Genomic DNA, 20,536 nt, shown 5'->3' with positions numbered 1-20,536 from the left:
GCCCCTTCAGGCCGCGAGTGAGCGCCCCGGTTAGTCCTTCTTGCCGAGCAAGTCGGCGAAACCGTGGTTGACGTCGCGGTGGCCGGCCTCGTCGGCGCGTACCGCGCGGATGACGTCGGACAGACGGGCATCTTCCGGAAGTCTCCAGTACTGGATCGCGCGTTCCGGCGCGGCGACGTTGTCGAGCGCGCCGGACTCCACTTCCTCCAGGTACTCGGTGTAGCTGACGACCGCTTCCTCTTCAAAGTAGCCCACGATCCGGTGCGCCGTGCGCGCCGAGACGATGTAGATCAGAAAGAACAGCGTGTAGAAGAAGCCCTGCGCCAGGATGATCAGGAAGCGCTCCAGCCAGTTGGGCGAGGTGATCTCGATAAAGGTGAGCAGGTGCATGCGCTCGTTCTCGGCCTCGTCCATCAGCGTGCGTATCCAGCCGTGGTCATCCTCCATGCGGCGCAGCGAGCGCAGATGCTGCAGGGTCGCGCCCACCATGCCGGGGACGCCCGCAACGGTCTCCAGGACCACGGCGCGGTGCCCGTAGCGCCGGGCAAAGAACGTGTCGGCGAACAATCGCATCAGCGAGGTAAAGCCGCGCGCGACGCGGTCGGAGAAATCGCGTGGCTCGTGGTGACGGGTCAGGTCGGTGTCCCGGTCGTTCGTCATGGTTTCCCGCTTGTATGTGCCGATTCGGGCGGCAGCTATCCAGGGAGCATAGAGGGCGGGTTACGATATGTCGCGGGCGACCTTCACAGAGCACGAACGGCCCCGTTATTTCCGAACTGCGGCGGGATGCTCCCGTTCACACCGCGTAGATCCTCCGAGGGCGACCGGGAAGGAACCCGGAGCCGGGATGGTTGCCACAGGGAGACGCTGAACGCAAAGGAGAGCTCATGGCAGATGATTCGAATACCCCGCAGCTGGAGATCAGCGTGCACTCGGCGCGGGAACTGGTGGACATCGGCCTGGCCGTGCTGCTGGATATCCGGCAGCCCTTCGAGCTGGAGCTGGAAGGGCAGGTGGAAGGCGCCGTCCCCGTGCCCCTGTTTCGCCTGAAGCAGTTGCTGGGCCGGAGCCTGTCGGAAGAAGAGCAGGAACTGCTGGACGCCGACGAGCCGGACGATCGGGATTTCCAGCACTTCATCTCCCTGATCAACAGCTACCATGTCACCCAGGACCAGATCCTGCTGTGCCTGTGCAACAGCGGTCGCCGCAGTCTGCGCGCCGCCGAGCTCTTGCGCGACCTCGGGTATGCCCGCTGTCTTTCTGTCCGCGAAGGATTCCGCGGCTGGGCCAGCGAGTGATTGGCACGTCCGTGCTGCCTTCTGGATCCGGGGCTGCCCACCGCATTGTGGCGCGCCCGGGGAGTCCGGCTGCACATCACTTGTAGAGCCTTGTCACCACACAAGATCGAATCGGGCGTGAACGTGCGACTTGCCCGGCGCCTCCCTTGTGTCCGAGCGCCACTTTTCTTGCCGTGATGGGCTATCTAGGAGGTGAACGGGGGCACTTTCTCGGCACCCGCGACCGTTCCGGATTCTTGCTCGGGCCGGCCCCCGGTATGACGGTCAAAGGGTGCCGCTCGAGCGATTCTACGGAGGGACGTTGCCATGCCTCGACTGCCGCTCGTCCCGTTTGCGCCGCAGTCCGGGTGTCGCCGGCTGCCTCTCGGCGCGCTTCTCGCGTTGGCCCTGCTGGCCGGACATCCTCTGCCGGCCCTTGCGGATGGTGCCGAAGAGTGGCTGGCTGCCATTGCCGAATCGCCGCTGGGCGAGCCGATTGCGGTCACCTCTACCGTTCGGGGTGGCGTCGTCGAGGGGGCGGTGTACGCCCGGCTTCCGTATTCTTTCGAGCTGGTATCCAGTGAGCTGGAAGCGCTTTCGGTGTGGTGTGAAATCACCTTCCTGCATATCAACATCAAGAGCTGTGTCTACCGCGAGGGTGAGAACCCGTTGCTGCGTCTGTACGTGGGTCGCGCGCGTTACGAGGTGCCCGAGTACGCAGAACCTGTCGAGCTCGTCAGGCGCTCGGCGCAGATGGACGACGATTGGCTACTGATCGAGCTGGAGGCCGATCGCGGCCCTTACGGGACGCGGGATTACGCCATCATCGTCCACGTCGTGCCGCACGATACGGGGATCCTCGTCAACCTCGAGTACTCGTTGCGCTTTGGGCTGATTGCCCGGCTGGCCGCTCGCGTCTACCTCGCCACCGGCGGACGCGACCGGGTGGGATTCACCGTGGTGGGCGACGACAACGGGGAGGCGCAATACATCGGCGGCCTGGAAGGGATGATCGAACGCAACGTCATGCGCTTCTATCTTGCCCTGCAGGCCTGGCTCGATATCCGTGACCGGCCGGCTCAGGAGCAGCTTCAGGCCCGTCTCGAGCGCTGGTTTGACCTGACCGATGAATACCCGCGCCAGCTCCGCGAACTGGACCGCGAGACCTATCTTGACCAGAAGCAGCGCGAGTATGCGAATCAGCAGCGACAGCAGCATGCCCCACCGCCCCGTCGGCGTATCCTGGACCTGGACTGACGGGGTATCCGGATATCCTTGTCCCTGCAGCTCGGGAAGCAGCTGGGTGTCGTTCTCCTCGTGGTCGACTATCCGGGTATTACCCGCGCCCGACCGCGCTTGGCCCTGGACCGAGTTCGAGCAGTTCCAGGCGGTGGTTGCCGGTCGGGTTGGGCCCCGAGGGGCCCTGGACGAGGAGGACGAGGCCGTCGTCGATGCCGTGCTCGGTGAGCCACTGGCGGGCGAAATCGTTCCAGTCGGCGCGGTCCTCGGCGACCTCCACCGGATGGACCCCATAGGAAAACTGCAGACCCTGGGCCGTGGCCGGATTCGGAGTGAAGGCGGCGACCCAGCAGGGCAGGCGCAGGCGGGCGATGCGCCGGGCGGTGGCGCCACTGAGCGTAGGCGCCAGGGTGACCCGTGGCAGGCGTCGCTGCGCGGTGTGCAGTACGCTGCGTGCGATCAGGTCGACGGCGCGGTCGTGACCGGCCTCGTCGGGGTCGTCCGGGCCATCGGCGCTGATGCCGCCTTCGCGCTCCGGCTCGATGGATCGGGCGATGGCCGCCAGCATGGCCACGGCCGCCACCGGATAGCGCCCCATCGCCGACTCGGCGGACAGCATGACGCAGTCGGTGCCGCCGAGGATGGCGTTGGCGACGTCGGTGGCCTCGGCGCGGGTGGGGCGGCGCGAGGTGACCATGGACTCCAGCATCTGGGTGGCGGTGATGACCGGGCGGTTGTGCCGGTTGGCGCGCCGGGTGATGCGCCGCTGGGCGAGGGCGATGCTCGCGATCGGGATCTCCACCCCGAGATCGCCACGTGCCACCATGATGCCGTCGGCGGCCTCGAGGATGCCGTCGAGCTGCTCCAGCGCGGCGGCGCGCTCGATCTTGGCGATGATGAAGGGGGTGTAGTCCAGCGCTTCCGCGGCCTTGCGCACCGCAAGGAGGTCATCGCCGTCGACCACGAAGCTCTGGCTGACCGCATCCACGCCGTGTTGCGCTGCAAACCGCAGCCATTGGTGGTCTTCCGTGGTGAAGGCGCGGATGCCGAGATCGATCCCCGGCAGGTTCAGGCCCTTGCGCGAGCGCAGTTCGCCGCCGGTATGCACGCGGCAGATCACTTCGCTGTGCTCGATCGCCACCACCTCCAGTTCGATGAAGCCGTCGTTCAGGAACAGGGCGTCGCCGGGCCGCACCGCCTCCGGCAGGCCCGCGAACGACACACTGACCCGCGAGGCGTCGCCCATGCAGTCCTCGGTGGTCAGGGTGAGGGTCTGGTCGGCGTGCAATTCGACCGGCTCTTCCGCCAGTTCGCCGATGCGCATCTTCGGGCCCGGCAGGTCGCCGAGGATGGCAACGCGGGTGCCGGTTTCGCGCGCGGCCTCGCGGAGGCGGCCGATCAAGTCGGCATGGTAGGTGGCATCGCCGTGCGAGAAGTTCAGCCGCGCCACATTGAGTCCGGCTTGCAACATGCGCCGCAGGGTTTCGGGCGAATCGGACGCGGGCCCGATGGTGGCCACGATCTTTGTCTTCTGCGTGGGAAACGGCATGGACAGGCCTTGGTCCGAGCGATGACCCTGAGGGTAAACCGTCTGCGCACGCCTGTCGTCGATGGTCAGGCGCGGCCGGGTCAAGCCCGTGGAATCAAGAGGGCACGCTTCGTGCGATGCGCCCCCTGCAGCCGCGAAACCAAGATCGTTACCGGCTGTAGGTTAGCCGCTTAGCCTTCCGCGCACCGCTTTGTCCTGTTCGTGCGGTCCCGGTGGTCAGGGGCGTTGCCAGCCCAGGGTTGCCCGCACCTTGCGATCCTCATCCGGCATGCGGATGTTGAGGTCAATGTCGTATGGGCCGCTTCCGGTCAGGTCGAAGTAATTGCCGTATGTTTCGGCATCGGCAATCACCATTGCATCGAGATCCTTGCGTGCTTCGGCCATCCCTTCGCCGCTGACCGTTGCTTCAACCTCCGCGTCGGTGATTCGATCCCCGGTCTTTTCGTCGAACAGGGCGATCATCACGTGATAGCCGTTATCCGGGACCCCGCCGTGCATCTCGGCCTCCGGGTGATCAGGAGGATGGTGACCGCGCACCACCGCGGCCGGGACCACACCCAAATAGATCGTCACCCCGTCCACTGTCTCAGCAGCTCGCGTGTCACTGGCCAGTGCTCCTACGCTGAGTACCATGAGCCCTGCCACCACGCTCACAATCCGAGTCGAAAAAGAAGATGACTTGTGCATGGCGTTTTCTCCTGTGGCCAAGAATTGTCGGTTCCCTGGATTCTAGATCACATTCGTGGCACCTCGAGCCACAGGACGAGCCGCAGGACACCCACTAACGCTGCCGGGGCGCGCGATAACGGCCCGTTGTGGCGCGTGTTCGGACCATCGGAACAACATGGGTGTCTTCTTCTTCCATCTTCTTCCAATGCCCTTCCGCCGGTTATTCGTTCATGTCTTCGCGCTTTGAGCGCTCCTCCTGACGCCGCTTGCGGATGGTGCTGGATTTTATGCCCGGCAGGAGTTTCAGCAGGCCCGTAACCACGCGCGAGCGATAGTACTCGACGCGAACGATGAAGCGGACCGCCCAGTGTTCCTTCCCCAGCTGCTCCTTGGCCGCTGTCTTCGCGGCACTGCCACCGGCGTTGCGGACGCTGGACAGGCGGAACAGTTCAATCTGCCGAAGCAGGGCCGTTTGTCGCAGCAGCGGCAGTGGGCGTAGAAGTCGGATCAGCCGAGTGGACTTGAGTATCTCGTGCAGCAGTGGAAAGGAGAACAGGATGATCAACACGGACAGCCAGTTCTCTTTGGTCGTTTTCCACCGGTCATGCGAGATGGCCATGTAGAAAGCATACTCGACGGCGAACACTGCCCAGATCAGCCAATCGGAGACCGTGATCAGCGAGTGTTCCACGTCTAACCAGTAGGTGACCGTCAGCGGTGCGGTCAATATGGCGGCAATGATGACCGCAACCGTCAGGTAATTGCTGAGCGACTCTTCCCGCGCCGATTCGAGCCTCAGTCGCATCAGCTCCCTCCCGTTACCCTGAGTGGCCGCCTGCGGGTGTGCGCATGGCGGCGGATAACGTCACGCCATGGAGTTTGTTTCTCGCATGGTCTCGTTATCCACACAGACTGTTCGCCACAGTAAGGCGGTTTCAGGCTGGCGTCGGTACGGTGACAAACAGAACGGTCTGGGGCCCTTTGCGGCGACAAATCAATCCGTGCCGTTTTCTTGTCCTTCAGCAGCTTGAAGCGGGGCCACTTGTGTCACCCTCGTTCCTATCGAGGGATGGGCGGACCGAAGGGCTCGGTCTTGCGCGTCTCGGCCTCCGCGCGTTGTTCCGGGGTGAGCTGCTGGTGGATGTAGTCGCGCGCCTCGGCCGCCGGCTTGTGGCCCTGATCGGCGGCGCGCGCGAACCAGACCCAGGCGGCGACATAGTCGACCTCCACACCATGGCCGTCGGCCAGCACGATGCCCAGGTTGTACTGCGCCGGGGCCAGACCCTGCCGGGCAGAGGCTTCATACCAGCGCGCCGCCGCCGTTTGATCCCGGGGCACGCCCAGACCCCGATCCAGCAGGACCCCAAGATTGGCCTGGGCCTGGGGGTGGCCCGCTTCGGCCGCCGCCCGATACCAGTGAGCGGCAGCTTCCATGTCTTCCTTTGTGCCCTTGCCATCGCGGCAGAGATTCCCCAGCTTCGCCGCGGCGTCGGGGTCCCCGGCCTCGGCCGCCTGCTGATACCAGCGGGCAGCGGCGGTCAGGTCCGGGTCCACCCCGTCGCCTTGTTCCAGGGCGAGGGCGAGATTGAAGGCCGCGTCGCGGTGTCCCGCGTTGGCCGCCTGGGCGTAATACCCGACGGCGGCCGTTCGATCCCGCTCGCAGCCGCTGCCCTGCTGGTGGGCCACCCCAAGGCTGTTCAGGGCATCGGGATCGCCGCGTTCCGCGGAGCGTTTCCACCACTGGACGGCCTCGGTGGCGGCGGCGTCGCCGCCCTGGTTGAGCAGTAGAACCGCCAGATTGTTCTGTGCCGCGACGTGTCCTGCCTCGGCCGCGCGGCGATACCAGTGCTCGGCCGCCCTGGTGTCCGCCGGATCTGCCTTCTCGGCCATCACGCCCAGGTTGAAGCTGGCATCGCTTAGCCCCTGTTCCGCGGCCTGAGTCCAATACTCGCGTGCACGCTCTGGGTCCGCCTCCAGCCCCAGTCCCTCCGCGTAGAGGATTCCCATGCCGAGCTGCGCCCAGGCCGATCCACCATCGGCGCGGGCCTCCCAGATGTCCCGGGCGGCCCGGTAGTCGCCCCGTTCGAAGGCGAAAAAACCGTCGCGGTCGGCGACGCCCGGACTGTCGGGGGGCAAGGGGTTGGAAGATGAGGTGGGCGTGTCCATGGCTGATGCGCTCGGTGGCAGGTGACAGCCCGAGGATACAGGCCCGGATGCCTACCGCAAGGCACAGCACGGAACATGGTGCGGGGTTGCACGGCTCGCCCCCATTTGCCGGGCCGAGCCAGCCGGTCATGGCCCGTCTCCAGCCCGGACCTTGGCTCTTGGGGAAGCTTTACAGGCCACGATCCGGCAGCGACCGCTCGATGCTCAGTACCTTGTCGAGGCCCGAATCGGCAATGCACGGCTGACCCCGCTAGCCCCTTGAACTTTTTAGGGCGGCCAAATCCACAGGATCAGCGGCACGGCAGTCACGATGACGATCAGCGACAATGGCAGGCCCATGCGCCAGTAGTCGCGGAATTCGTAGCCACCGGGTGCCATGACCAGGGTGTTCGACTGGTGCCCGATCGGCGTCAGGAAGGCGCAGGACGCACCCACGGCGACCGCCATCAGAAACGGATCCGGCGCGGCCTCCATCGACCGGGCCAGCGCGATCCCCACTGGCGCCGCCAGCACTGCCGCGGCGGCGTTGTTGACCACGTTCGACAGCAGCATGACCACGGCCATCAGCAGCGCGAGCATCCATGCGGGCGAGGCGGCCGCGCCCAGTGCGAACAGCCCATCCGCGATCAACTGCGATCCGCCGGTTGTTTCCAGTGCCTGTCCCACCGGCAACAAGGCCGCCAGCAGCACAATCACCGGCCATTCGATCCCGCGGTACACCTCGCTCGGACCGATCAGTCCCACCAGCACCATGGCTACAGCCGCCCCGACCAGCGCCGGCGCTGCCGGCACCCAGCCCAGGGCCACCAGTCCCAGGGCCAGGGCAAACAGGCTGGTGGCCAGGATGACCTTGCGCGGCCGGGCAATGCGCAGCCCGCGAGACGCCAACGGCAGACAGCCGAGCTCGCCCAGCGCATCGGGTAACTCCTCTTCGCTCCCCTGTACCAGCAGGATGTCACCGGCCCGGAAGCGCACCCGATCCAGCCGCTCGCGCAGCCGGACCCCCTGACGTGCAACCGCGAGTACGTTCAGTGCGTAGCGCTGGCGCAGTTCCAGGGCGCTGGCAGTGGCACCGACCAGGCGCGAAGTGGGTGTGACGATGGCCTCCTCCAGTGCCAGTTCGCCCATGGGGCTATCGCGGCCCTCTCCGCGGCCCTTTTGCGCGTCTTGTTCCTGTGCCTCTTCGAGCCTTGCCTCCAGCTCCATTCCCGTCACGTCCAGTAGCGTCTTCAGGCTGTCGGGGTCCGCCTCGACCAGCAGGATGTCGCCCGCGCGCAGTACTTCATAGATGTCCGGCATCGGCTCGCGGCGTTCTCCGCGCACCAGACCGACCACCACCACCTCGGCCTCTCCCTGCAGTTCGCGCATCAGCTCGAAGACGGTGTGCCCGACATAGCGATTCTCCTCGGTAATCCGCACCTCGGTCAGGTAGGCGCTGATCTCGAACAGCTCGCCAGTCGCGTCCGGGCGCTTCCGTTGGGGTGTCAGGCGCCAGCCGATCAAGGCGATGAAAATCACGCCGACCGCGGTGACGCCCAATCCCACCGGCATGAAGTCGAACATCGCGAACGGCGCGCCCGTAATCTCCGCGCGGTACCCTGCGATGATGATATTCGGTGGCGTGCCGATCATCGTCAGCATCCCGCCAAGCAATGACCCGAATGCCAGCGGCATCAGCAGGAAAGAGGGTGACCGGCCGCTCTGGCGCGCCATCCACACGGCCACCGGCATTAACAGGGCCAGCGCGCCCACGTTGTTCATGAACCCCGAGGCCAGGGCGACAATCACGGTCAGCGCGGTCACCTGCACCCAGGGGCGCTCCCCCACCCGGGTGAGTTGCCGCGCCACTGCGTCCACCACGCCCGCATTCAGCAGCCCCCGGCTCAGTACCAGGACGGCTGCGACCGTAATCACCGCCGGATGCCCGAATCCGGAGAACATCTCGCCGAACGGGACCAGCCCCAGGAACGCCGCAGTCAGCAGCGCCGCAATGGCGACGATGTCGTAACGCCAGCGGTTCCAGACGAACAACACCAGGGTCACCGCCAGCAACCCGAAGATCATCCACTGCTCGGCCGTCACTCACCGCTCCCTCGGGTGTCCCTTTCACCCAATGTAGGGCCTTCGCGGCTCACGTGCACCGTTTTCGGCGGCAAGCGTGCGGTGCATCAGAAACGGCCAATGGGTGTCCGCTTTTCCCTTCCCCGTCATCGCGAGGCGCGCAGCGCCGCGGCGATCTCTCAGGGGATGTCCTCGGTGCTGGCAGAGGCGGACGTCAGGGGTAGGGTGTGGAGATGGCCACGGCCCCTTGCAGGGCCTCGCCATGACCGGGCAGGGAGGGGGTGGGTCTCAGGGATGGCGATGGAGGGCAACGGAATGCAATCAGACGAGACCTGACCGTTCGCCCTTGCTCATGTTCATGAACCCAACTCAATACAAATGTTGCTGAAAGCCCACGAACACTTCTCGAATGTCACCCACAGGTCCCAGCTCTTGAACCGCATCACCGAGACTGTGGTACTTCAATTCGATCAGCTGGGGGAGCTTCGCCGTGTCCAGTTCGCTTACGCCCTGAGCGACATAGTGATCGAGCACGAATCTCAGAAATTCTTGCTGTCTGTAGTCGTGTCCCCGGAAGATGCGCTCCTTGTGGGCATCCACTCGTTCGGCTCGGGTTACCGGCGCCATGTTGAAGGCGATGTAGGCCAGCACATCGTATAGATCGCTGTTCTCGGCCTCGATCAGCTTGCCGACTTCGGCCAACTGTTGTCTGCCGTAACCCTTCTCCTCCAGGCCCTCCAGAAGCTTTTCCCGGGTGTCCGGGCGGCCCCACAGGCGGCGAAGCTCGTCTTCGTCCTGGAATAGCTCGGGTAGATCGCCGAACAGTCGCTGGATGAATTCAGCGGCAGAGATAGGCGTGCCGTCCGGTCCCCAGAAGCTGGTGGCGGTCATGTGCTGGATGGTGCGTTCCTTGCCGTCGGCCAGTCGGATCTTCACCTTGGGGCGTTTCTCGCAGATGCAGGGCCGTTCGCCGCAGACCTCGCAGGGTTCCGGTGGCTCCTTCTCGCAAACACAAGGCCGCTCGCCGCAAACCGGGCAGGGCTGCGGAGGCTCCCTGGTGCAGCTACAAGGGGTGTTGCCGCACTGCTCGCAGGGTTCGGGCGGCAAGGGCTCCCCATCCCACTCCGGATCGTTGAAGTGCTCGTAGGCCTTCACGAAGTCGTGGATCGTGAAGTAGTCCTTGCCCTCAAACAGGCGCGTGCCCCGTCCGATGATCTGCTTGAACTCGATCATGCTGTTCACCGGCCGCATCAGCACGATGTTGCGCACGTTGCGGGCATCCACGCCGGTGGACAGCTTCTGCGAAGTGGTGAGGATGGTCGGGATGGTCTTCTCGTTGTCCTGGAACAGCTTCAGGAAACGCTCGCCCTCCTTGCCGTCGTTGGCGGTCACGCGCTCGCAGTAGTGCGGGTCCGTGCTGGTCTTGAACTGGTTGATCAGGTCGCGCACCGCCAGCGCGTGGTCCTGCGTAGCGCAGAACACCAACGTCTTTTCACGCGGGTCGATCTGCTCCATGAACAGCTTCACACGGTAGCGCTCGCGCTCGGTGATTTCGATGACGCGGTTGAAGTCCTCCTCGGTGTAGCGCCGTCCTTGCTCCACCTCACCCTCGATGATCTCGTCATCCGCCGTGTAGACGTAGTCATCCAGCGTGGTGGCGATCTGGCGGACCTTGAACGGCGTCAGGAAGCCGTCGTTGATGCCTTCCTTCAGCGAGTAGATGTAGACCGGCTCACCAAAGTAGGCGTAGGTGTCGGCGTTGTGCGTGCGCTTCGGCGTGGCGGTCAGGCCGAGCTGCACGGCGGGCTGGAAGTACTCGAGGATGCCGCGCCAGTTGCTCTCGTCATTGGCGCCGCCCCGGTGGCACTCGTCGATGATGATGAAATCGAAAAAATCCGGCGGGTAATCACCAAAGTTCCCTTCGACAGGCTCAGGGACCTTCTTGCTGGACGCCAATCGACGAAGACGCTCCATATCATTACCGATCAACGCGAGCTTCTTGGCTCTACTCCATCCCTTTAGCTGATGCTCGCGCTCGAATGCCTTATCAATTCGATCAAAACATTCGTAATAAACCAGTTTGACGGGCATACGAACCCGCGTATGCTTCGTTCCATGCCCGTTCCGATGCTGTTCCAGGCGGCGTTGCAAGTCTCTGGTGCTACCAGTGTAGAAACTCCTATCCCCACACTCCAGGATGTACATGTAAGCACGCGCCCGTTCAATCTGATCGGGATCGATACTCTCCAGAATCAAACCACTGGCTGAGCCTGTCGAGTCCCCGGTGGCTGAGCCTGTCGAGTCCCCGGTGGCTGAGCCTGTCGAGTCCCCGGTGGCTGAGCCTGTCGAGCCCCCGGTGGCTGAGCCTGTCGAGCCCCCGGTGGCTGAGCCTGTCGAGCCCCCGGTGGCTGAGCCTGTCGAGCCCCCGGTGGCTGAGCCTGTCGAGCCCCCGGTGGCTGAGCCTGTCGAAGCCATGAAGGTCTGAAAGATGGTGAAGAACACGTTGCCGTTCTTCGGCACCCGCCCCTTCTTGCGGATCACCTCCGGATCGATGCGCACCAGCGCATCCTCGGGAAAGGCGGAAAAGTCGTTGAAGGCCTGATTGGCGAGGATGTTGCGGTCCGCCAGAAACAGGATGCGCGGCTGCCGCCCCGGCGTGCCCCCAGCACGCGCCGCCAGACTCCAGCGCGCATGGAACAGCTTCCAGGCAATCTGGAAGGCGATGGCCGTCTTGCCGGTCCCCGTGGCCAGAGTCAGCAGGATGCGATCCCGCCCCGCCGCAACCGCCTCCAGCGCCTGATTGATGGCGTTGTGCTGGTAGTAGCGCGCCTGCCAGAAGCCGCCCTTGTCCTCGAACGGCACGGCCCCGAAGCGCTCGCGCCAGGTGTCCTGCGCGCCAACACTCGCGCCGAAGGTCTCCACCCAAAGGTCATCCGGCGACGGCCAGGCCTCCACAGGGCCCTCCACGCCGGTTGCCATGTCCACCCGGTAGATGCCGTCGCCGTTGGTGCAGTAGGCGAATCGCGCCTGCAGGCGCTCGGCATAGCGCTTGGCCTGCGCCAGCCCCTCCGTCACCGGCAGGCTACGCTTTTTGGCCTCGATCACTGCCAGCTTCTGGCCGCGATAGATCAGCACGTAGTCGGCAATGTCCTGCCTGGCGCGCTTGCCGCCACCCTGCAGCCGACCGAGAGTGATCACCTCGCGCCGCACCCGGCTGGCCTCCACCACGCCCCAGCCGGCCTCCTTCAAGGCCGGATCGATCAGTTCGGCGCGGGTGTCTGCCTCATTGAGGCCGGCCTCGTTCATCCCTGGTCTCCAGCCACCATATTCATGATCAAACGGATCATGGTCTCCTTGTTCGCAGGGTCGGACTCGGCCACCAGCAGGGTCAAGGCCGCGAGCCCGACATCGTTGATCACCGGCTCGCCGGACGCATCCAGCAGGCGACCGTTGCGGTGGAGGAAGTCCACGAACAGAAAGGCCGCGCTGCGCTTGTTGCCATCGGAAAACGGGTGGTTCTTCACCACGAAATAGAGCAGGTGCGCCGCTTTGGATTCGACGCTGGGGTAGGCGGGCTCACCAAACACACTCTGATCGAGATTGCCGAGCAGCGAGGTCAGACCATCACCCCGGTCGCGGGCGAACAGCTCGGTGGCTTCGCCGCGTGCCATGAGGTCGGATTTCAGCCCGTCCAGCGCGGCCCGTGCCTGTTCCCAGGAGGGCAGCGTGCCTCCGGTCTGGGCGCGCGGTTCGGTCAGCAGGCCTTCGTCATAGCGTTGCAGCCACAGAAAGGTCTGGGCGTAGCGGCTGACGATATCCACCAGACCACGACCGCTGCCCGCATCCAGCGCCGGGCTTTGCGCGGCCTTCCGTACCAGCGCCAGGGCCGCCTCCAGCTCCCGCGCGTTTTCCTCGAAGCGCTGGCGGTTCAGGGTCCAGCCTTGGGTCAGGTGTTCGCGCAGCACGCGGGTGGCCCACTGGCGGAAGCGGGTGGCACGGCTGGAGTTGACCCGGTAGCCGACCGAGATGATGGCATCAAGGTTATAGAGCTCGATCATGCGTCGTACCCGGCGCGCGCCCTCCTGCTGAACTGTTGCATTTTTTGCAACAGTTGCCTCACGCGCCAGCTCGCCTTCCTTGTAGATGTTACTCAAATGTCGGGATATGACCGATTTGTCCCGGTCGAACAACTCCGCCATCTGTTGCAGGCTCAGCCAGACGGTCTCGTGATCGGCATCCAGCCGCACTTCGACGGCTTTGCCGGCCTCCTCGAAGATTTGGATGGGAGCCTGGGTTTCAGCGGTCATGCAATTTCCTCCACCTGACGCATGGCATCGGAGGCTTCCTTGCCTGCGGTGAGTTCGCCGGAGAAGGCTTTTTGCAGGAGGGATTGTTTCAACTCCTCCAGTGCCTCAAGCTTTCGCATTGATATTTGGTAAAGGCGGCCCGTCTCGAATTCGATCGCAGAGATTTCCTCAACCAACTGCGTTTCAATATCAAGCTCTGGCAATCTGATCGGAAATTCTCTTAAGTACCCAAGTCCCACGAATTTCTGCGTGGTACCCTTCGCCTCTGCCATCATTTTTGCCGATGCATGACTTGACATTAGGTAGTAGCGAAGAAACCGGCCCGACCTGTTATGCCCCACCTTAAACAACGCAACATTCTTGATTGCGAACTCCGGCTCATCTTCAACCACTACTGGATTTCCGATTGTTCCAATCATCGCCAATAATACATCGCCCTTGTGGACAGCGCTTCGCTTCGCGATACTCACGTAGTCTTCTTCTGAAATGTACTTGACTTTTGCAAGGTCTAGCCTACCGGCTCTTAGATTCTTTGATGTCACCAAAGCCCTGCCGGCATCCGTATATTTTGGTGAATCATGTGTGCCATCCCTGACGTCGTACTCAGCTCCCAGTGTGCTTAGGCGCCAGTCTCCACTTCGCTGGACGAATACGGAATCGAGGTAACTCTCAAACAACTCCCGGGCATTGGCGAGGTTCTTTTCGGTGTTGGCGACCGCGGTGGCGATTCCCGCGAAGGCTTCATCGAGGATGGCGACGATGCGCTTTTGTTCGGGGAGGGGTGGGAGCGGAATCTCCACGCCCTGGATAAACTCTTTGGGCACTCGCTTGTGACCAACCGCGCCGGACATTACACGAGCGCCTGCGTCTCTGAAGCTATCCTGTGACAAGAAATAAAACAGAAACTCGGCATCCAGTGCCTCGGACGGCCGCAAGACTACGAACTCACTTGATCCAAACCCGACCCCATTCGTAAGGCCCCGAGCGATACCGAGCTTCCCGTTCTCGAAGCACGGAGTGATTTTGGCGAGCAGCACGTCACCATCAGCAAAGTACGTGTAGCTACCGGCGACCGTTGAAAGAGGCCATTCATCCTTAGGAAGCAGCCACTTCTCGCGGATTCCCAGGTCATTCATGGGCACGAACGACACTGGATCGTCAGCATTGAGTCTGTTGCGAACCTCGCGCTTCGGTGGCTTTATTTCGCAGACTTCATCGAGCGGCCGAACAGTCCACCCCTCCCTCATAACATCCCCCGAATCCCTTCCAGGATCTCTTCGCTCTCCCTGTCCAGAGTCTCGATCTCGTTGATGATGACCTCGGGATCGCGCAGGGGCTCGGCTTCGGCCTTGTTGGGGTTTTTCACCGACAGATCGACGCTGTCCGGGTCGATGTCCTTGATGTCCACGGTCCAGGAGTTCTCGGAATCCTCGAATCCGGCCTGACGCGCGACGAAGTCCTTCAGGTCGTTGTCGTTGAGCGGGTTGGTCTTGCCCAGGCTGCGGCCGGGGTCGAGCTGGTAGTACCAGATCTTGCGGGTCGGGGCGCCCCCTTCGGCCAAGCTCAGGGCAGGCTTGCCGAAGAACAGCACCACGGTCTTCACACCCGCACCGAGGAAGGTGCCGCCGGGGCAGTCCAGGATGGTGTGCAGGTTGCAACTGTCCAGCAGCTCCTTGCGCAGCGCGCGGGAGGCGTTGTCGCTGTTGGAGAGGAAGGTGTTCTTGATGACGACGGCGGCGCGGCCACCGGCCTTCAGGTACTTGATGAAGTGCTGCAGGAACAGGAAGGCCGTCTCGCCGGTCTTGATGGGGAAGTTCTGCTGGACCTCCTTGCGCTCCTTGCCGCCGAAGGGCGGGTTGGCCAGGATCACGTCGAAGCGGTCCTTCTCCTGGATGTCGCTCAGGTTCTCCGTGAGGCTGTTGGTGTGGATGACATTGGGGGCCTCGATGCCGTGCAGGATCAGGTTCATGATCCCGATGACATAGGGCAGGCTCTTCTTCTCCTTGGCGTAGAAGGTGCGGGTCTGGAGGGTATTCAGGTCGCTGGTGGACAGGTGGCTGCCGTCGCCCTGGCCGTCCGGCCCGTAACGCAGATAGTCGTGCGCCTCGCACAGAAAGCCGGCTGACCCGGCGGCGGCGTCGTAGATGCGCTCGCCGATGCGCGGCTTCACCACCTGGATCATCGCGCGGATCAACGGGCGCGGCGTGTAGTACTCCCCGCCGTTGCGCCCCGCATTGCCCATGTTGCGGATCTTCGCCTCGTACAGATGGGAGAGCTCGTGCTTTTCCTGCTGCGAGCGGAAGCTCAGGCCGTCGATCAGCTCCAGGGCATCGCGGAGGCTGTAGCCGCTGGCGAACTTGTTGCGGATCTCGCTGAAGATCTCCCCGATCTTGTATTCGAGGGTGTCCGGCCCCGTCGCGCGCGTGCGAAAGCCCTGGAGATATGGAAACAGATCGTCGTTGACGAAGCCGATCAGATCCGCGCCCGTCAGCGCTTCGTCATGGTCGAACGCGCCATCGGCCGTCTTCGGCGCCGCCCACGCCGACCAGCGATACGGCTCATCGATGATGTACTGGTAGGGCTTGCCCACCAGCTCCGCCTCCTGCGCGCGTTCGTACTCCAGATCATCCAGGTACTTGAGGAACAACATCCACGACGTCTGCTCCGTGTAGTCCAGCTCCGTCGCGCAGCCGGCCTCTTTCCAGAGCACATCATCGATATTGCGGAAGGTTTGCTCGAACATTCAGTCACCCGTTCTCCTTGGACGCCGCATTATCCCTTCGCGCGCAGGTCAGGAGAAAGGTGGGCGCCACTTCCCTGGCGTACTTCCTGCGGTGCTAAGCGGCAGGTGGCCCGCCGTCGCCAGGCCCATCGAACCGCACCCGCTGCACGGTGTCCAGCTTCACGCTCTTACGTGCACACCAGAGGTCGTGCTGGTCCTGCATGGCCAGCCAGCTTTCCGGCGAACGGCCAAGCGTCTTGGAAAGCCGCAGTGCCATCTCGGGGCTGACCCCGCTGCGACCCTGCAGGACGCGCCCCAAGGTGGAAGGCGAGACATCGAGCTTGCTGGCAAGCTGGCGGGCACTGAGTCCAAACGGTTCCAGATAGACCTCGCGAATGAACTCGCCCGGGTGCGGAGGGTTGTGCATGGTCATCAGTGGTAATCCTCGTAGTCCAGGAGATGGACATTGCCGTCATGGAATTCGAAGGTCAGACGCCAGTGGCCGCTGACCCGGATGCTCCAGCGATCCTGCGCGGTGCCCTTGAATCGGTGCAGGTGGAACCCGGGGATATCCATGTCTTTGATCGTGGACGCGGTATCCAGGGCCGCCAACTGCATCCTTAGCCGCTTCGCGTGCCGAGGCTGTATCCCGGTGCCGCTCCCCGACTCGTAGAAACGGCGCAGTCCCTTGTGCCGAAACGACTTGATCATGTCGCTAGTATCGCCGATTGCGCAACACGCAACACTCGCGACACCGCTGGACGCATGTGAAAGCTCTTGGCGGCCCGTTATTAGCCCGAAAATTCGTCGTTTAAGGCCGTATGCGGCGCCTGGCGCGGCCCTTTACGCCCTATGTTCAGTGATTTGCGGAGGTCCGACCCCGTACGTATCACGCCCAATGGACCGAATTTACGGGAAGGCGACACCTGCCGTAGCGGGTCAGGTTGAGCGAGGGGTTAGGCGTCGCCGCGTTCATCGCCACAAGACCTTGTGTGCCAGTAGTTCAGCGCTCCTCGCATAGCCCTGCGGTGGCTCAGAGGTTCGCCCATGTGCGATCGCGTCTCGTGCATCCTTTAGACGCTTGAACGTCTCAACGTCTTCGTCGCTGAGGTGCGGCCAGCTACTGCTGATTACCGGGGTCGGACCTGAGAAAGAGACTGGTAATCATAGAGATATGCGAATTTGGCGCCCGTTAAGAGGCTTAGAAGCTCGATTTTGGGGGCGAAATGGCCGCGTAAGGCGCTGGATCCTCGGCAATGAAGGCCGCATCGTCATCGACCGTAACCGTCCGGTCGAGCGCCCGAAGGCCGAGCTGCTGCTTCAGTTGGGCCACAAAGGCCTCGCTTCCGACTCCAATGGAACGCGTCCAGCGGTCATCGCGGCTACAGCGGTCATTGGTAAGGGCCTCTTCTACCCATTGCCTGTGATGGACAGCCAGCGACTGAATCGAAGGTAGCTCCAGGGTGCGGGCCAAGGCCTCGCGATCCACCGCGCGATAGCGGGCAGGGGGCGTCTGGATTTCGTGATAGCCCGACACCCCCCATTGATCCGGGTGCCGGACGACGCCGGCGCGCACCATGTTCAGATCGATATACACCAGGCAACGAGCCAGATGCTCACCCGTCTCCACCGCAGTGGCGTGATACCGATCCTCCCAGAAGGCTCCCTTCCGGGACTTCCGCCGGTTATAGGCCTGGGCGGTGCGTCCAGCGACCAGCCTCATGGCGGCCGGGATCTCGTTACGCCCAGTGTCCAGCACCAGCAGATGAATGTGGTTGGACGTCGCGATGTAATTGAGCACACACAGCCCATAACGCTTGCGGGCCTCAAACAGCCATCGACGCCAATTGGCCCGGTCGCGCTGGAACTTGAGCAGAAACTGCTGGCGGTGGCAGCGATGGGTGATGTGCCAGACCAGGCCTGGTAAGACGTAGCGGTTGGCGCGTGGCATGAGTTCCCTCCCTGGAACGTCATTTTCGGTGCTGAAATGGGCCTTCTAAGGCTTCTCAGAGGGGTCTATAAAAGGCTATCCGATTGAAAATAGGGCGTTCCTGGGGGTCCGACCCCGCTATGTGGGTGAAGCTGAAAAGCTGCGCTGGGACATAGGCCATCACCTCGGGCAGAAAACCTGGCGCCATTATCCCAAACCCGCCAGGTGGGCGGGACCCACGGCGGATTAAATCAGCGTTTCCCTAATGGAGCGAATTGACGCTATATCAGGCGCGTCAGGAAACTTGTCCGGGCTGGCAACCCTTCTCCACACGTTTGAATCAAACGTGACTTTTGCGGTTTCGTTATGCACGACTTCTCCTTGACGCCCAACGCCAAGCTCAGCCGAGGAAGGCCGCGTTGCGGCCTGACGTCGGCTGGAGCGTAGTGTTAAGGCTATTCCCCGACATCGTAGGGATAATCAAGGTTATCGATCCAATCGCGCAGGTTTCGCTCGCCGAATGCCGTATTTCCGGGCTGGTACAGACGAACATTCGCCCCATCCAAGGGACCAGTCCCGAAACCGCCTTTCGGTTCATACCCAGTGGTAGACTGTACATCCAGAGTAAAGCAACCGAGTGGCCGACCACTCTTGACTAGATACTGCCTGAACAAAGTCAACGCCGGAATGACGTGGTTAAACCAATCTTCTACGGGCTGGTCTTGTGTTCCTAGCCTCGGATATCGATAGGAACTACCCCCAAGGTTTTGCCAGCCGAATCGCTCGAAAAAGCTTTGGATTCTGTTCCGTTCCCCTGGGGGCGCCCCTTCAATATCAAATGTAATAACTACTGGCATGAAATTTTCTCCTTTTGAGCCTTAACAGTTATTAGATAGCGCGCACAGATATTGGTTGAACGTGCGCGCTATATATCCCGAATGAGGCGGCGGGACGAATGGGCGTGTATTCAGCGGGTTATGGCTCATGGGCGACGATGGATCCTGGATATGTTGCGGCGTAGACAGGTTGTGGGAGGCGGTAGGTCGGCTCTGCGGCGTCTAGCATGGTGGTCAGGTGGATTCTGGCACGCGCGTTTTGGGTTTGCGAGGGGAGCCGCTGGGTCGTCGGATCGGCGGTGTGCGCGCGGGCCGTTCAGGCGAGAAAGGCGACGGATTTGACGAGTGCGTAGGCACGGGCGCCGGGCTGGAGGGCAAGGCGTTCGGTGAAGAGGCGGGTGAGTTCGGCCATCAGGGTCTGGCTGTCGTCCTGGCGGCAGGTGGCGAGGATGCGAGCGGGGCCGTGGTGGCCGGGGGCCTCGTCCAGGGACTCGATGGTGATGGGGATGATGTTGAGGATGGAGACGTCCTGGGGTGGGGTCAGGGCGATGGAGACGTCGCGGGCGTCGATGCGCAGGCGGGCCTGGCTTCCGGCGCCGTTGGTGGAGCCGGGGGTGGCCGGCGGAAAAAGGTGGGCGGAAAAAGGTGGGTGTCCTCTTGTTCCACTTTTGAATGACTTGTTAAACATTTACAGCTTCTCGGGTTGGCATAAGCTCTATTCCAATTTCTTTATATCGCGCCAGCGGGTCGTTACCATCCCAATCCTTTGGCATGCTCTTATTCAAACCAACCGATCTGAGCATCTGATCTTCGTCCTTCGTGATCAGCGCAATCAGGTTAAGCTGCTGTAGCAAAGCGCGAATTGAAGGCTCATCGACAGTCTCCAAGGCGAGTAAACGCCGCTGAAGATAAATGAATGGCACCGCATGATCATAAACCAGAGTTCCATTCCCAAATGATAGGCCCACTGCAGATCTCGAACGATAGTGTGCAGCCGCAGTTTTCGATCCGGCTCTGCGCTCCCACAAGAAGTGGATGGGCTCTCGCAACGCTTTGGAAAAGGCTGAAGCAGGCATACCCATCGCACTGACTCGCTGACAATAACGAACGGCCTCAGCTATTAATTCCAGTCGTTTGGACTCACTCATCTCCCTAACTTTCAACAGATAGGCTCCCAACAAACCGATTTTCAGGGCTCTCAGTGATTAACGCAGAGCACAGCGGCGCGAGGGACGAGCGTCCGGCGCCGAAGGCAGCGTACTGCTGCGACTGGTTAAGAGGCAATTCCGGAACTACTGACGGCGCTTGTAATTGCAAGAGAAACCAGAGTGCCAACGGCATCTGAAGCCTTTGACTTACCAAAATTCGAAAGTCGTTCACCAATGGATGCTGTTCCCTCAAGTGATTTAGGAGCCTTGCGCAAAGTCTCCAGACCATTCTCGCTCAGCACGACATCGAACTCCACGCCTCCATCATCAGAAAGATCCTGACTGACCCAAATATATCCGGCAGTTTCAAGCCACCTTACGGTACTTTCAAGGTACTCCGTGAAATCGAATGAGCCCTCGTAATCTTCCTTCTCGATTATCTCTTCAAGAAATTGTTCCGGAGTCACTCGGAAAGCAACTGGGAACTCCTCATAGAGTTTCCCGAATAAAAGACCGACTAGTAAATTAAACTTCTCCATCGACGATCAACTCCTCGGGTATTTTGTCGCTTAACGCCGCGCTTTGCGGCCAATTTTTAGCGCAGCGGAGAATTGGTCCGACAACAGCGCCTT

17 protein-coding genes and 1 pseudogene are annotated in these 20,536 nt (G+C 62.3%); 2 read left to right on the top strand and 16 right to left on the bottom strand.

Translation table 11 applies throughout. The features are described from left to right. Window positions 1-30: 30 nt before the first annotated feature. Entirely contained in the window at window positions 31-660 is a 630-nt protein-coding gene (locus F817_RS0103430) for an alternative oxidase (protein WP_024326334.1), read from the bottom strand. A 227-nt stretch (window positions 661-887) separates the two neighbouring features. On the opposite strand from F817_RS0103430, the gene F817_RS0103425 reads away from it, so the two are divergent. Both F817_RS0103425 and F817_RS0103420 read left to right on the top strand, forming a co-directional pair. Beyond that, window positions 888-1,298: a rhodanese-like domain-containing protein gene (locus F817_RS0103425; RefSeq protein ID WP_024326333.1), complete on the top strand. Its 411-nt coding sequence runs from the start codon at window positions 888-890 to the stop codon at window positions 1,296-1,298. A 306-nt stretch (window positions 1,299-1,604) separates the two neighbouring features. Next, window positions 1,605-2,534, top strand: a complete 930-nt coding sequence (locus tag F817_RS0103420; protein ID WP_024326332.1) for a hypothetical protein — start codon at window positions 1,605-1,607, stop codon at window positions 2,532-2,534. A gap of 79 nt (window positions 2,535-2,613) precedes the next feature. Here F817_RS0103420 and pyk read toward each other — a convergent pair whose 3' ends face one another. From pyk to F817_RS14515, 15 genes and pseudogenes are all read right to left on the bottom strand, one after another. Continuing rightward, complete coding sequence (pyk, locus tag F817_RS0103415) at window positions 2,614-4,065, bottom strand: pyruvate kinase (RefSeq protein WP_024326331.1); 1,452 nt, start codon at window positions 4,063-4,065, stop codon at window positions 2,614-2,616. Window positions 4,066-4,281: 216 nt separating this feature from the next. Beyond that, a complete protein-coding gene (locus F817_RS0103410; RefSeq protein ID WP_024326330.1) occupies window positions 4,282-4,752 on the bottom strand; it encodes a hypothetical protein in 471 nt (156 codons plus the stop codon). Window positions 4,753-4,954: 202 nt separating this feature from the next. Beyond that, entirely contained in the window at window positions 4,955-5,539 is a 585-nt protein-coding gene (locus F817_RS0103405) for a hypothetical protein (protein WP_024326329.1), read from the bottom strand. 254 nt (window positions 5,540-5,793) lie between these two features. Continuing rightward, window positions 5,794-6,900, bottom strand: coding sequence for an SEL1-like repeat protein (locus F817_RS0103400; protein WP_024326328.1), 1,107 nt, complete (start codon window positions 6,898-6,900; stop codon window positions 5,794-5,796). A 267-nt stretch (window positions 6,901-7,167) separates the two neighbouring features. Beyond that, complete coding sequence (locus tag F817_RS0103395; protein ID WP_042799084.1) at window positions 7,168-8,964, bottom strand: SLC13 family permease; 1,797 nt, start codon at window positions 8,962-8,964, stop codon at window positions 7,168-7,170. A 366-nt stretch (window positions 8,965-9,330) separates the two neighbouring features. Continuing rightward, on the bottom strand, window positions 9,331-12,267 hold the full coding sequence (locus F817_RS14690; protein WP_024326326.1) for a DEAD/DEAH box helicase family protein: 2,937 nt from the start codon (window positions 12,265-12,267) through the stop codon (window positions 9,331-9,333). Then, complete coding sequence (gene rhuM / locus F817_RS0103385) at window positions 12,264-13,268, bottom strand: virulence protein RhuM/Fic/DOC family protein (RefSeq protein WP_024326325.1); 1,005 nt, start codon at window positions 13,266-13,268, stop codon at window positions 12,264-12,266. Before rhuM ends, F817_RS14690 begins: the two co-directional genes overlap by 4 nt. Then, the gene (locus F817_RS0103380) at window positions 13,265-14,515 is read right to left on the bottom strand and encodes a restriction endonuclease subunit S (protein WP_024326324.1); all 1,251 of its coding nucleotides are present in this window, start codon (window positions 14,513-14,515) and stop codon (window positions 13,265-13,267) included. The genes rhuM and F817_RS0103380 overlap by 4 nt, the downstream gene beginning before the upstream one ends. Then, window positions 14,512-16,011, bottom strand: coding sequence for an N-6 DNA methylase (locus F817_RS0103375; protein WP_024326323.1), 1,500 nt, complete (start codon window positions 16,009-16,011; stop codon window positions 14,512-14,514). The genes F817_RS0103380 and F817_RS0103375 overlap by 4 nt, the downstream gene beginning before the upstream one ends. A 94-nt stretch (window positions 16,012-16,105) precedes the next feature. Further along, entirely contained in the window at window positions 16,106-16,423 is a 318-nt protein-coding gene (locus F817_RS0103370; RefSeq protein WP_024326322.1) for a HigA family addiction module antitoxin, read from the bottom strand. Further along, entirely contained in the window at window positions 16,423-16,701 is a 279-nt protein-coding gene (locus F817_RS0103365) for a type II toxin-antitoxin system RelE/ParE family toxin (RefSeq protein ID WP_024326321.1), read from the bottom strand. Before F817_RS0103365 ends, F817_RS0103370 begins: the two co-directional genes overlap by 1 nt. Window positions 16,702-17,191: 490 nt before the next feature. Next, a complete protein-coding gene (locus F817_RS0103360) occupies window positions 17,192-17,941 on the bottom strand; it encodes a transposase (protein ID WP_024326320.1) in 750 nt (249 codons plus the stop codon). Between the two features lie 1,131 nt (window positions 17,942-19,072). After that, a pseudogene (locus F817_RS0103355) lies at window positions 19,073-19,378 on the bottom strand (molybdenum ABC transporter ATP-binding protein); the annotation flags it as partial. A gap of 58 nt (window positions 19,379-19,436) precedes the next feature. Further along, on the bottom strand, window positions 19,437-19,904 hold the full coding sequence (locus tag F817_RS14520; RefSeq protein ID WP_155988436.1) for a hypothetical protein: 468 nt from the start codon (window positions 19,902-19,904) through the stop codon (window positions 19,437-19,439). Window positions 19,905-20,029: 125 nt separating this feature from the next. Continuing rightward, on the bottom strand, window positions 20,030-20,443 hold the full coding sequence (locus F817_RS14515) for a hypothetical protein (RefSeq protein WP_155988435.1): 414 nt from the start codon (window positions 20,441-20,443) through the stop codon (window positions 20,030-20,032). Between the last annotated feature and the right edge of the window lie 93 nt (window positions 20,444-20,536).

The sequence above is a fragment of the Thioalkalivibrio sp. AKL19 genome (assembly GCF_000420165.1).
Lineage (GTDB): Bacteria > Pseudomonadota > Gammaproteobacteria > Ectothiorhodospirales > Ectothiorhodospiraceae > Thioalkalivibrio.
This window is presented reverse-complemented; position numbering and strand designations above follow the sequence as displayed.

What these genes read in the sequence shown, in the direction of transcription:
- F817_RS0103430 (WP_024326334.1), bottom strand. Translation starts at nt 660, where the DNA reads ATGACGAACGACCGGGACACCGACCTGACCCGTCACCACGAGCCACGC.
- F817_RS0103425 (WP_024326333.1), top strand. Translation starts at nt 888, where the DNA reads ATGGCAGATGATTCGAATACCCCGCAGCTGGAGATCAGCGTGCACTCG.
- F817_RS0103420 (WP_024326332.1), top strand. Translation starts at nt 1,605, where the DNA reads ATGCCTCGACTGCCGCTCGTCCCGTTTGCGCCGCAGTCCGGGTGTCGC.
- pyk (WP_024326331.1), bottom strand. Translation starts at nt 4,065, where the DNA reads ATGCCGTTTCCCACGCAGAAGACAAAGATCGTGGCCACCATCGGGCCC.
- F817_RS0103410 (WP_024326330.1), bottom strand. Translation starts at nt 4,752, where the DNA reads ATGCACAAGTCATCTTCTTTTTCGACTCGGATTGTGAGCGTGGTGGCA.
- F817_RS0103405 (WP_024326329.1), bottom strand. Translation starts at nt 5,539, where the DNA reads ATGCGACTGAGGCTCGAATCGGCGCGGGAAGAGTCGCTCAGCAATTAC.
- F817_RS0103400 (WP_024326328.1), bottom strand. Translation starts at nt 6,900, where the DNA reads ATGGACACGCCCACCTCATCTTCCAACCCCTTGCCCCCCGACAGTCCG.
- F817_RS0103395 (WP_042799084.1), bottom strand. Translation starts at nt 8,964, where the DNA reads ATGATCTTCGGGTTGCTGGCGGTGACCCTGGTGTTGTTCGTCTGGAAC.
- F817_RS14690 (WP_024326326.1), bottom strand. Translation starts at nt 12,267, where the DNA reads ATGAACGAGGCCGGCCTCAATGAGGCAGACACCCGCGCCGAACTGATC.
- rhuM (WP_024326325.1), bottom strand. Translation starts at nt 13,268, where the DNA reads ATGACCGCTGAAACCCAGGCTCCCATCCAAATCTTCGAGGAGGCCGGC.
- F817_RS0103380 (WP_024326324.1), bottom strand. Translation starts at nt 14,515, where the DNA reads ATGAGGGAGGGGTGGACTGTTCGGCCGCTCGATGAAGTCTGCGAAATA.
- F817_RS0103375 (WP_024326323.1), bottom strand. Translation starts at nt 16,011, where the DNA reads ATGTTCGAGCAAACCTTCCGCAATATCGATGATGTGCTCTGGAAAGAG.
- F817_RS0103370 (WP_024326322.1), bottom strand. Translation starts at nt 16,423, where the DNA reads ATGACCATGCACAACCCTCCGCACCCGGGCGAGTTCATTCGCGAGGTC.
- F817_RS0103365 (WP_024326321.1), bottom strand. Translation starts at nt 16,701, where the DNA reads ATGATCAAGTCGTTTCGGCACAAGGGACTGCGCCGTTTCTACGAGTCG.
- F817_RS0103360 (WP_024326320.1), bottom strand. Translation starts at nt 17,941, where the DNA reads ATGCCACGCGCCAACCGCTACGTCTTACCAGGCCTGGTCTGGCACATC.
- F817_RS14520 (WP_155988436.1), bottom strand. Translation starts at nt 19,904, where the DNA reads ATGAGTGAGTCCAAACGACTGGAATTAATAGCTGAGGCCGTTCGTTAT.
- F817_RS14515 (WP_155988435.1), bottom strand. Translation starts at nt 20,443, where the DNA reads ATGGAGAAGTTTAATTTACTAGTCGGTCTTTTATTCGGGAAACTCTAT.